We start from the raw sequence: 10123 nt of genomic DNA on the forward strand, positions 1-10123 counted from the left end.
CAGGAAGGTAAAGCCGCTTCTGCCTGGAAGCGGCTTTATCTTTGCGCGATGTGATCGACCTCGGCGTTTGGTGTTTCCGCCGCGCGGTGCACACCCTCGCCCAATCGCTGCAACAACTCAGTCGCAAGACTGCGCGGCACCGGCGGCGCGAATCGATAGCCCTGCCCGAGGCGGCACCCCATCGACATCAGCTTTTCAGCCTGCTCGACCGTTTCGATGCCTTCCGCGACAATCCGCATGCCGAGCTTACTCGCAATGCCCAGCAGCGCCTCAACGATCACGCAGCTGTTCTTGTCCGTCACGATGTCTGTCACGAAGGACCGATCGATCTTGATGATGTCGACCGGAAAGCTCAGCAGATGCGTGAGTGACGCAAAGCCGGTGCCGAAATCATCGAGCGCCACTAAAATCCCCTTGGCGCGAAGCCGCTCCACCGCACGCGCCACAAAATCATCGCCCGGCCCGAGGTAAACGGCTTCATTGACCTCGAGGATGATGTGCTTCAGCGGCACGCCGGCATCGGCAAAGGCTTCGGTGATGCGGCGCTCGATATCGCCCTGCTTGAAGTCGGCCTGCGTGACGTTGAAGCCGATATGCTGGAACGGAATGCCGAAATCGAGCCAGCCGCGTACTGCACTGGCGATCTGCTTCAACATGACGCCGCTGAGATCATAGGCAAGACGGGGGTCGCTCGTCGCCTTGTAGAAGTCGGCGGCGGGAACGATCGTGCCTTCATAGGACAGCATGCGCGCCAGCGCTTCCATACCCACGATCGCACCCGTATCGATCTGGACGATCGGCTGGAAGAACGCCTCAATTCGCCCTTCCCGTAGGGCCGCACCTAGATCGCCCATCAGCTTCACGCGTTCGGCAATGGAGGTCTGCAGGCCGGGTTTGTAGGCGACAAACGAACCACGGCCTAATTCTTTGCCATGGTATAGCGCCAGATCCGCATTTTCCTGCAGCCGATCGGCTCCCTGCTGGGTCGCATCATAGATCGCGCCCCCGATCGTCACCGAGGGCACCACGCTGTAGCCGTTGGCTTCGAACGGGATGCCGGCTTCCGAAATGATGCTGCGGGCCACCTGCTCCATGGCGTCTTCGGTATCGCAGCCATGCACGATCAGGCTGAATTCGTCGCCACTCAAACGAAACGGCTCTACCGTTCCGCCGATGCCTTTCAACCTCGCACCCATTGTGCGGATAAGGGCGTCGCCCACGGCGTGCCCCATCGTGTCGTTCACGGACTTCAGGTAATCGATATCGAGGAGCAGAAGGGCGAAGGGCGAAGTCGCGTCCTCCATCAGCATGGACAGGCGGTCATTGTAGCTGGCACGGTTCGGCAGCCTCGACAGGGTGTCGATGAAAGCGAGATCTTTCACCTTCCGCTGGATTTCCTGATTCTCCAGCATCACGGCACAGAGACACGTCAGGCTGGCCACGATGGCCTCTTCGGTGGCGTTAGGGCCGCGCTTCCTGGTGTAATAGAACCCGACCTTACCAAGCAGCCGTCCGTCGCGTGATCGGATCGGGCTCGACCAGTAGCTAAGCAAGCCAAAGGGGATCATCACGTCGAGATAAGGCGCGAAGCGAGCATCTTTTTCGACGTCAAGGACCGTGACCGGCTGGTTGAACGCGATTGGCGTCACGTCGGACGCCGGCGCGTTCGTTTCCGCAAAGCGGCGCAAGAAGGGCAACGGCAGGCTTGGCGCGGCCAGTGGATGCATCCGCCCGTCTTGATCCACGCTGAAGATCACGCAGGACGCCTCGCCCGAAATATCTTCGGCCTCGCGGCAGATCGTTCCCGAGATCGCTTGGATCGGCTCGCCATAGGCGATCATCTTGAGAACGGTCGTTTGAAGCGTGATCAGCCGCTCGAGGGCCTGCTTTGTCGGCACGTACCGGCTCCACTTCATCAACCGCGGCAAGTCTTAACGGAGGGATGCTTAAGTCCAGGTAAGAGATAAAAGGAAAAAGAAGCAGGTCAGCTCCGAAGTCCGACATCACCGTAGTGTCTCAAGTGATGCAGTGACTTTGGTGCAGAACTCAACCTTGTCCCACCCAAGTTAGCGCGCGCTAATGAAACTGAACATGCAGGTTGAAACGCAACATGCGGAATAATTTTCGCATCATCGCAACCAACGCCTTGGTTCCGCCTTAACATAAGACATGCTTGGAATTGACGCGGCGGGACCCGAGGAGAGACAGCATGACCATTTTACCCCTGGCAGTCGGTATCGCCGACGCGATCCTGAATGCTTCCCGCGAAGATGCCCGGTTCGATCCCGCTGAAGTCGCCAATGAATTGATGCGTCAGCATCCCTCAGCCAATGTGTCGCCGGATGATATCGTCAGCACCTTGCGTGAAGAAGGCCGGTCGGCTGGCCTCTGCCTGGAAACTTGCTGACGTCGAGCAGACGACTCGCTTTAAGAATGCTCCGGTTGACCGCTCATGACATGCCGCTTGAACTTCGCGGCATGGGCTGGCACTGCAAGGTATCGATTTCCTCCTAGCGATTCCTGGTGCCATGCAGAGAGCCGCCCTCTCCTTCGCTCTCCTCGCGGTTCTTACCGCGCTTCTTGTTATAGCCTGCCTGTTTTTGGCTCAGAAGGGCTATCCTTTCGGTGCAGTCGGTCTGCGTCGGCTGGACGGTATCGCCTCGGCACCAACCTTCATTCCGCTTGCCGGCCTGTATTTTCTATCAGCCGCCTTGCTGGTGATCCTGCCTTTGCGGGCGGCATCCTTCGTCCTGTCGCATGCAACCGAAGTTGTGTTCTGGGCCGCTATTGCACTGATCGCGGCGATCGTCGGCGTAGTCGTCGCCCGGTTTGCCTGGGGTCAGAGCGGTGCGCTGTCCTCGCTGGTCGACTGGCGTTTCCTGTATGCAGCGGCCTTGGTCGGCGCCCACTTCGCTCTGGATCACTTACGCAAGAACGTCCTGCTGCGCAGTCTGTTCTTCGCCATCTTCGTGGCGGCTTGTGCCTTCTGTTTGTTCTGGACGCCGTAAGGCGCCAGCTTCAAATTACGGCCAGCTCGACGCGTCCAAGCGACCCCATAGCCAGTTGGATCAAGCCGGCTTGCCGGATTGTCTGCGCTGGCAAATGCGTGCCGCAGAGCACGATCATTCCGGCCTTAAGCCGGTAACCCCGGGCTCCAAGATGATTGGCCAGCCAGCAAACGGCTTCAGCGGGATGCTGAGGTGCAGCACCCCGCGCTTTCATCGGCTCAGAAGTGTCTAGCACAAGCGACACCGGCAGCGTGGCGACATCCACCTCGCCTGGCTCGATCCTGGTCTTACCCAGCACGGCGCCAACATTATAGACGCCCTGCGCCACCGCTTCCGCTGCACTCGGATCGAGCGCAAACGCGCCGCGCAAATCCAGCAACTCGAAAGCTGCCGTGTAGTGGCTGATCGCATTATTCGCCTGTTCCAGCGTCACACCGGACCCCGGCAGATCCTCGCCAAGCACGGCCGCAATTTCCGGTTCGATCACCAGTTCACCATAGGCGTCGAGCCTCACCGACGAACCCGATGGCATGATCCGGTCAGCAAACACCGGCGCGCTGCACGGTTCGGTAATGCCATAGTAATCGAAGGAAGCCTGCTTGTTGAAAGCAAGCTTGTAGCCGCCGATCGCGCGGCGCGCAGGACCGCTCGCAAGCTGATCCACGACGGCATCCTGGACAGCATAAGCCTGCTGGAGATCCAGATCGGCAATTCCGGAAAGCTGGAAAGGCTTCCGCTCGCAGATGTCGGTCGCGATCCGCCGAGCTAGGTTGTCCGCAGCCTCGCTCAAAGCGCGGTGATCGCGTCGCGAGTAACCGTACCGACCGGCGCACCAGCTGCGTTTACGACGGCGAGACGATCGGTATTGGCGGCAATCATCGCGCTGAGCGCGTTGCGCAGATCAGCATCCGGCGCGATCTTTGCTGTTGCCGTGGCGTCCACTGCCGGCTGCATCACCTGGCTAACCTCATAGAGGCTGAGGCGCTTCAACGCGCGGTCGGCACCGACAAAGTCTTCAACGAACGCATCAACCGGCCACGACAGGATCTCGTCAGGCGTATCGTACTGCACGATTTTGCCGCTGCGCATGATGGCGATCCGGTCACCCATGCGCACGGCTTCATCGATGTCATGCGTGACCATCACGACGGTCTTCTTCACCCGCTGCAGGATCTGCCGAAACTCGTTCTGCAGCCGCGTCCGGGCGATCGGATCGATCGCGCCGAATGGTTCGTCCATCAACAAAACAGGAGGATCGGCAGCCAGCGCACGGGCGACGCCAACGCGCTGGCGCTGTCCGCCCGACAGCTGGCGCGGGTAGCGCGTCAGCATGGCCTGATCGAGCCCGACAAGCGCAATCAGCTCCTCGTTGCGTGCTCTGATCTTGTCTGCGGACCAGCCGAGCAGCTTCGGCACAGCGCCGATATTCTGCGCGATCGTCATATGCGAGAACAGACCGACCTGCTGGATGACGTAGCCGATATGTCGGCGGAAGATGACGGGATTGACGGCACGCACATCCTCGCCATTGACGGTGATGCGGCCCTCGGTCGGCTCGATCAGCCGATTGATCATCCGCATCGTCGTGGTCTTGCCGCAACCGGACGGGCCGACCAGTGCAACCGTTACGCCCTCCGGGATCTCCAGGCTGAGATCATCGACGGCAGGCGCTGCGTCTTTGGCAAAGCGCTTTGTGACATGCTCCATCTCGATCATGTCGCAGATGTCCTTTCAGAAAACAGAAGCCGCTCGACCGTAGCGAGCAGGAACTCGGCAAGTAGGGCCAAGATCGCGATCGGGATCGCGCCGATCAGCAGCCGCGACATGTCCATGCCGGCAATGCCCACCGCGATAAAGTCACCCAGCCCGCCGCCGCCGATGAAAGGCGCCAGCGTTGCGCCGGCGAGAACCTGAACGGACGCGGTGCGCAAGCCGGCGAACATTGCGGGCGCTGCCAGTGGTACGCGGATCTTCCACAGGATCTGTGAGCGACTCATCCCCATGCCGGTCGCCGCCTCGATCGCATCGGCATCGACATCGCGCAGGCCGATGTAAGCGTTGATCAGGATGGGCGGCAGCGCCAGGATCGTCAGCGCCACGATAGACGGCCATAGGCCGATGCCGAGGATCGGCATCATGATCGCCAGGATCGCGAGGCTTGGCAGCGTGCGCAAACCGTTGACCGAGTTCACGGCAACGAAGGCCGCGCCCTTGCGGTTCAGAATTGCCACGGCCAGCGGCAAGCCGATCGCCAGGGCGAACAGGATCGACACAAACGACATCAACAGATGCTGGCCCAGCGCACGGTTGAACTGCGCGGGGTTCTCGATGATCCAGGTCATCGCCTGATGCAGCAGGGTCATGCCTGCCTCCCGCGCGACAAGGCGCGCTCGGCCCAGGTGAGCAGCAGATCGCAGATGATCGCCATCAGCGCCGTCGCAACGCCGCCGACAATGATCTTCTCGGGATAGCTCTGGTCAATGCCAGCAAGTATGATCGATCCCAAACCACCCGCATCAATGAATGCGGCCACCGTTGCAATGCCGATCACGGTGACCAAAGCGATACGCACACCCGACACGATCAGCGGCAGAGCGAGCGGCAGTTCAATTCGTAACAGTCGCTGCCAGCGGCTGAAACCCATACCGTCGGCCGCATCGAGCACCTCTTCCGGCACGCTGCGCAGTCCGGTCACGACATTCCGCAGCAGGATCAGCAAGCAATACGACGACAGACCGGTCAGCGCGGGTTTCATACCCAACCCCATCACCGGGATCAGAAAGGCGAACAGCGCAAGGCTTGGAATGACGAAGATGATGCCGGTGATCGTCAGCAAGGCCGTGTAAAGACGTGGCCGCCGCGCGCTCCAGATGCCCAGCACGAGCGCAATCGCACAGCCGATCGCCACCGACAGAAGCGAAAGCATCAGGTGCTGCCCTGCCGCTTCGAGGATCTTGTCGATATTCTTGGGCGTCCAGGTCACGTGCTCATGCCGATGCTGTTTCTTCCGTGCAGACAAGCAAAACGGGACCCGCACATGGCAGGCCCCGTCTAGCCAAAGACCCTAACTCAGATCTTGTTTTCTTCCAGGAACTTTTCCGCGACATCGGCCGGTTCCTCGCGGTCGCGCTCAACCGCCGCGTTCATCGCGCGCATCTTCTCATTGGTGAGCAGCGGCGCAATCTTGTCCAGCACTTCCGCGATCTTCGGATTGGCCTTCAAGGCGTCCTGGCGAACCACCGGCACGAGGTAATAAGGAGGGAAAAGGTTCTTGTCGTCTGGAAGCACCGTCAGCTTTTGGTCATCGATCTGCCAGTCCGTGCTGAACCCGAAGGTCATGTCGATCTGCTTGCTCGTCAATGCGCTGTAGCGGATTCCGAGCTTGGCGAACTGCACGAATTCCTTGAACTGGATGCCATAAACATCCTTGAGGCCCGGCAGACCGTCCTTGCGCTCGGCAAACGTGCCTTCGGCGCCGAAAGTGATCTGGTTGGAGACTGGACCGACATCGCTCAAGGTCTTTACCTTGAACTCGGCTGCCCGGTCCGGAAGCATGACAATGGCATAGCCATTGTTGATCGCGGTCGGCTTGAGCAGCGTCAGCTGAAGGTTCTTTTCGTAGTAGTCCTTCACCGTGTTGTAGATCTGGTCAGCGTCGCTGGTGAGTTCGCCCTTCACCACTGCTGCCAGCGCCGTGCCGGTATATTCCGGGTAGAGATCAATTTCGCCGGATGTCAGCGCCGTATGCGCGATCTGCGTTGCGCCGAGGTTCAGGCGACGCTCGACTTCGATGCCGGCATTTTCCAGCGCCTTGGCGTAGATTTCGGCGACAATGAACTGTTCGGTAAAATTCTTGCTGCCGATCTTGACCGGCTCGGCCTGTGCGGCGACGGCCGAGGAGACCAGGGCAAGGCCGAGGCTGAGAGCTTTGAGGGATTTCGAGAACATGGATGGCTCCGGTTGGATCAGCGGACAATCGCGCATCTAGGTCACAAGCGGCAGGTTGGAACCGCTCAACATACAGCGTTTAGGCAAAAATGTTTCTTCTGGATGAACGCCAGGGAGATTCGATCTCTCACATTCGGAAATTGTAGAAAGAGCACCCCTTTCCCAAGCCTGCTTAGCCGCCTCGAGATACTGTAGCACGCATGTCACAGTTCCCTCGAATGTTATGATTTGCTAATGAGATTTGGCTGAACTTTGATCTAGCTCAATGCCTCCTCTGCTCACTCCTTCATAGTCCCGCTCGGCTTACAACCGATCGACTCTGAAGGAACTCGAATGATCAAGACATCTGCTGGGGCACTCACCGCCGCCCTCCTGCTCCTCGCCGCGCCTGCAATGGCTGCGGACGTCGTCGCCCTCGATCAGCCAGGCGCGCTCGTCGAGGCTCCCGGTCCCTGGCAGGTCCGCCTGCGCGCACTGGGCGTGATCACCGAAGATGAAGGCGGCGTGGACGGTATTCCGGGTTCCGACCTGCATTACTCCGACACCGTCGTGCCCGAACTCGACATCACCTACTATTTTACCAACAACATCGCCGCTGAGCTGATCCTCGGCACCACGAAGGCCAGCGTGTTCACCGGCGGTTCGATCGATACGCTTGGCAAGGTCGGCAGCACCTGGATTCTTCCTCCCACGCTGACCCTGCAGTATCACTTCACCAACTTCGGCGCTTTCAAGCCTTATGTCGGCGCCGGCGTGAACTACACGGTCTTCTACAACCAGAAGGATTCCGGCCCCTTCACCGACATGGACATCGACAACACCTTCGGCGCAGCGCTGCAGGTCGGCTTCGACTACATGGTCGACGAACATTGGGGCTTCAACGTCGACGTGAAGAAGATCTTCCTCGAGCCGGACTGGACCGCCAACCTCGGCGACACCAAGCTCTCAGGCAAGGCCGACCTCAACCCCTGGCTCATCGGCGCGGGCGTTACCTACCGCTTCTAAGGATTTTGGCGCGGCGGGCCTACGAGCCCGCCTATCGCGGGCCCTCCTGACGATCTGTTATTGCGGCGGTGCTCAATGCTGAGTCACCGCCGCAAGTCGTTCTGGAAGCTGATAAAGGCTGGTCAGCAAAGAAGCGCGGCCATGCCGGCACGTCTGGTGCAACACCGGCAAACGCACCGCAACTCGCTGGCGATTGTCTTCGCCATCGAGTTTCAGAATGTCTGCTAAGTCTTTGAGGTCTTTGGTGGGTGCGACAGGGATCGAACCTGTGACCCGCTGATTAAGAGTCAGCTGCTCTACCAACTGAGCTACGCACCCGACCGGCGCGGCGCTGGGATCAACACCGCGAGTGGCGCGTCTATAGCTTCACTGATCCGGCCTGACAACCCACCTCAACCAAGAAAATCACACTTCATGCACAGGTGGCGAACAGCAACCCTGCTGCCCCAACGTCATACCGCAAGCGCGCCCTCCGCGACCTTCACCGCATGACCACCGATCCGCGCTGCCGAGATCGCTCCGGCCTCGATGTCTATCTCCAGCCGGATCGACGATGGCCGCCCCATCTCCACGCCCTGCTCGATCCAGACCTGGCACGGCCCGTCGATCGGTTCGTCGAAGTGATGAACCACGCCGGCGAAGGCAGCTGCCGCCGAACCCGTTGCCGGATCCTCGTAGGAGCCGATAACCGGCACCATCATGCGGGCATGGAAGTCTCGGTCGTGCCTGATGGTTTCGCGGCAATACATGTAAGGCGAAGCCAGCGATCCACTATCCCTAACGATACCCAGTTCCGCCCAGGCATGCGGATCGAGGCGCACGCGCGCGGCGACATCCAGGTCCGCAACGGGAATGAACACAAACGGATTGCCTGCCGTCCAATAGCTCGGCTGATGGTTCTCGAAGCCGATCTCATGCGGATCGATGCCCAGCGCCGCTGCGATCACACTTGAGTCGACCGGCAGAGGAAGCTGTTCAGGCAAGCGCGGCAGGTCGAACTCAGCAAACCATTGCTCGTCCCGGCACGAAACGGCGCAGCGCACGGGCCCGACCTTCTCTTCCAGAACCAGCAAGGCGGGACCGTTCGTCATGTCGCGCTTTTGCGCCAGTGCGATTGCCGTGCCGACGGTGGGATGGCCGGCAAACGGCAGTTCGTAGTCGGGCGTGAAGATGCGCACATCGGCTGTTGCGACAGGATTGGTGGCCTTCGTCAGAAACACGGTTTCAGACAGGTTGAACTCGCGCGCGATCGCCTGCATCGCCGGGTCGTCCAGATCATCGGCGTCGAACACGATCGCCAGCGGATTGCCGGCAAGGGCAGTCTGAGTGAACACGTCATAGATCAGATACGGGTGGGTCATTGTGCCTCTCCGGGTGCCCTCAACATGGCCAAGATTTAATTTGCTTTGCCGACCTTGAACCATGATCTGTCGGTTGAAGAAACTCTGGAAGCTATCGGAAAGGCTGCGTCAATGGACCAACGGATCGAGCGGCCGACAACAACGCCGCCCAATCCAGAACTGGCGCTGGGTCTCGGTGCCAGCCGTCGCAAGACCAAGCGTGGACGCTGGCTTGGCGGTCTGGCGCTGCTCGGCCTGCTGGGTGCCGGTTGGTACGGCTACACAGTCTATGGCGCCGAGACGCCGAACGTCGCCTACCGCACTGTGCCGGCCGAACAAGGCTCCTTGACCGTGCAAGTCTCCGCGACCGGAACCCTGCAGCCGCTCACCCAGGTCGACATTTCGTCTGAACTGTCGGGCGTCATCCGCAATGTCACGGTTCGCGAAAACGAGGAGGTTCGCAAGGATCAGGTTCTCGCCGAGCTCGACACCACCCGCTTGTCCGCGCAAGTCGAACGCGCGCAGGCTTCGGTGAAGGCGGCGCAGGCGCAGGTCAGTGACGCGCAGACCACGATGCGCGAAGCCTCGGCAACGCTCACCCGCGCCGAGAGCCTGGCTCAACGCGGCCAGGTCACGCCCTCGGCGCTCGAAACCGCAACGGCGACGCGCGACCGGGCACAAAGCTCCGTGCAGATCGCTGAAGCCAACCTTGCGGTCTCCCAGGCCGATCTCAAGCTGCAACAGGCCGATCTCGCCAAAACCAAGATCTATGCGCCGATCGACGGCATCGTGCTGACGCGCTCGGTCGATCCCGGCCAAACG

Annotated in this window: 11 protein-coding genes and 1 tRNA gene; 4 read left to right on the forward strand and 8 right to left on the reverse strand. The window is 60.3% G+C overall.

Annotation, left to right across the window (positions count from 1 at the left end; genetic code table 11):
- Window positions 1-35: 35 nt before the first annotated feature.
- Window positions 36-1898 carry an EAL domain-containing protein gene (locus RTX98_RS10420; RefSeq protein ID WP_312796441.1) on the reverse strand — a complete coding sequence of 621 codons (1863 nt, stop codon included), beginning with the start codon at window positions 1896-1898 and terminating at the stop codon, window positions 36-38.
- A 311-nt stretch (window positions 1899-2209) separates the two neighbouring features.
- Between RTX98_RS10420 and RTX98_RS10425 the strand changes: the two genes are divergently transcribed.
- Window positions 2210-2407 (forward strand): hypothetical protein, encoded by a 198-nt coding sequence (locus RTX98_RS10425; RefSeq protein ID WP_312796443.1) that lies wholly within the window; start codon window positions 2210-2212, stop codon window positions 2405-2407.
- A gap of 121 nt (window positions 2408-2528) precedes the next feature.
- Complete coding sequence (locus RTX98_RS10430; RefSeq protein WP_312796445.1) at window positions 2529-3008, forward strand: hypothetical protein; 480 nt, start codon at window positions 2529-2531, stop codon at window positions 3006-3008.
- Between the two features lie 10 nt (window positions 3009-3018).
- Here the strand turns inward: RTX98_RS10430 and RTX98_RS10435 are convergent, their stop codons facing one another.
- The 5 genes from RTX98_RS10435 to RTX98_RS10455 form a co-directional block, all read right to left on the reverse strand.
- Entirely contained in the window at window positions 3019-3798 is a 780-nt protein-coding gene (locus RTX98_RS10435; protein WP_312796447.1) for a 2-keto-4-pentenoate hydratase, read from the reverse strand.
- On the reverse strand, window positions 3795-4724 hold the full coding sequence (locus tag RTX98_RS10440) for an ABC transporter ATP-binding protein (protein WP_312796448.1): 930 nt from the start codon (window positions 4722-4724) through the stop codon (window positions 3795-3797). The genes RTX98_RS10435 and RTX98_RS10440 overlap by 4 nt, the downstream gene beginning before the upstream one ends.
- Window positions 4721-5371, reverse strand: a complete 651-nt coding sequence (locus RTX98_RS10445; protein ID WP_312796450.1) for an ABC transporter permease — start codon at window positions 5369-5371, stop codon at window positions 4721-4723. The genes RTX98_RS10440 and RTX98_RS10445 overlap by 4 nt, the downstream gene beginning before the upstream one ends.
- Window positions 5368-5991 carry an ABC transporter permease gene (locus RTX98_RS10450; protein ID WP_312796452.1) on the reverse strand — a complete coding sequence of 208 codons (624 nt, stop codon included), beginning with the start codon at window positions 5989-5991 and terminating at the stop codon, window positions 5368-5370. Before RTX98_RS10450 ends, RTX98_RS10445 begins: the two co-directional genes overlap by 4 nt.
- Window positions 5992-6077: 86 nt before the next feature.
- Entirely contained in the window at window positions 6078-6956 is an 879-nt protein-coding gene (locus tag RTX98_RS10455; protein ID WP_312796453.1) for a glycine betaine ABC transporter substrate-binding protein, read from the reverse strand.
- A 333-nt stretch (window positions 6957-7289) separates the two neighbouring features.
- Between RTX98_RS10455 and RTX98_RS10460 the strand changes: the two genes are divergently transcribed.
- Window positions 7290-7961 (forward strand): OmpW family protein, encoded by a 672-nt coding sequence (locus tag RTX98_RS10460; RefSeq protein ID WP_312796454.1) that lies wholly within the window; start codon window positions 7290-7292, stop codon window positions 7959-7961.
- 242 nt (window positions 7962-8203) lie between these two features.
- On the opposite strand, the gene RTX98_RS10465 is transcribed toward RTX98_RS10460, so the two are convergent.
- Both RTX98_RS10465 and RTX98_RS10470 read right to left on the reverse strand, forming a co-directional pair.
- Window positions 8204-8279 (reverse strand) — tRNA-Lys (locus tag RTX98_RS10465).
- Window positions 8280-8413: 134 nt separating this feature from the next.
- Window positions 8414-9322 (reverse strand): PhzF family phenazine biosynthesis protein, encoded by a 909-nt coding sequence (locus RTX98_RS10470; RefSeq protein WP_312796455.1) that lies wholly within the window; start codon window positions 9320-9322, stop codon window positions 8414-8416.
- A 111-nt stretch (window positions 9323-9433) separates the two neighbouring features.
- Between RTX98_RS10470 and RTX98_RS10475 the strand changes: the two genes are divergently transcribed.
- The coding region (locus RTX98_RS10475; protein WP_312796456.1) for an efflux RND transporter periplasmic adaptor subunit at window positions 9434-10123 on the forward strand (690 nt) is incomplete at its 3' end.

The organism is Tianweitania sp. (assembly GCF_032053605.1).
GTDB lineage: Bacteria > Pseudomonadota > Alphaproteobacteria > Rhizobiales > Rhizobiaceae > Tianweitania.

Coding starts and splice junctions, on each gene's coding strand:
- RTX98_RS10425 (WP_312796443.1), top strand. CDS start 2,210: ATGACCATTTTACCCCTGGCAGTCGGTATCGCCGACGCGATCCTGAAT.
- RTX98_RS10430 (WP_312796445.1), top strand. CDS start 2,529: ATGCAGAGAGCCGCCCTCTCCTTCGCTCTCCTCGCGGTTCTTACCGCG.
- RTX98_RS10440 (WP_312796448.1), bottom strand. CDS start 4,724: ATGATCGAGATGGAGCATGTCACAAAGCGCTTTGCCAAAGACGCAGCG.
- RTX98_RS10445 (WP_312796450.1), bottom strand. CDS start 5,371: ATGACCCTGCTGCATCAGGCGATGACCTGGATCATCGAGAACCCCGCG.
- RTX98_RS10455 (WP_312796453.1), bottom strand. CDS start 6,956: ATGTTCTCGAAATCCCTCAAAGCTCTCAGCCTCGGCCTTGCCCTGGTC.
- RTX98_RS10460 (WP_312796454.1), top strand. CDS start 7,290: ATGATCAAGACATCTGCTGGGGCACTCACCGCCGCCCTCCTGCTCCTC.
- RTX98_RS10470 (WP_312796455.1), bottom strand. CDS start 9,322: ATGACCCACCCGTATCTGATCTATGACGTGTTCACTCAGACTGCCCTT.